This is a genomic window from Sporosarcina luteola (genome assembly GCF_023715585.1).
Classification (GTDB): domain Bacteria; phylum Bacillota; class Bacilli; order Bacillales_A; family Planococcaceae; genus Sporosarcina; species Sporosarcina luteola_D.
Map to the genome: position 1 here is coordinate 1 of NZ_JAMBOK010000021.1, position 327 is coordinate 327.

The window sequence follows — 327 nt, forward strand, 5'->3', positions numbered from 1 at the left end:
GTTCTGGAGCCGACTCTGTCGGTGAAAAGAACAAACGAATCTTCGGATTCAAATTGACATCTTAATTGATGCCAGCAAGAAACTCGAGCTACTCGAATTTCTCTATTATGGAGAGTTTGATCCTGGCTCAGGACGAACGCTGGCGGCGTGCCTAATACATGCAAGTCGAGCGGATTGATGGGAGCTTGCTCCCTGATATTAGCGGCGGACGGGTGAGTAACACGTGGGCAACCTGCCCTGCAGATGGGGATAACTCCGGGAAACCGGGGCTAATACCGAATAATCGGTTCTTCCGCATGGAAGAACTCTGAAAGACGGTTTCGGCTG

The 327-nt window shown here is 50.8% G+C and carries 1 rRNA gene; it reads left to right on the plus strand.

Annotated features, from left to right (window positions below):
• Positions 1 to 104: 104 nt before the first annotated feature.
• Positions 105 to 327 (plus strand): 16S ribosomal RNA (locus tag M3193_RS16625); the annotation flags it as partial.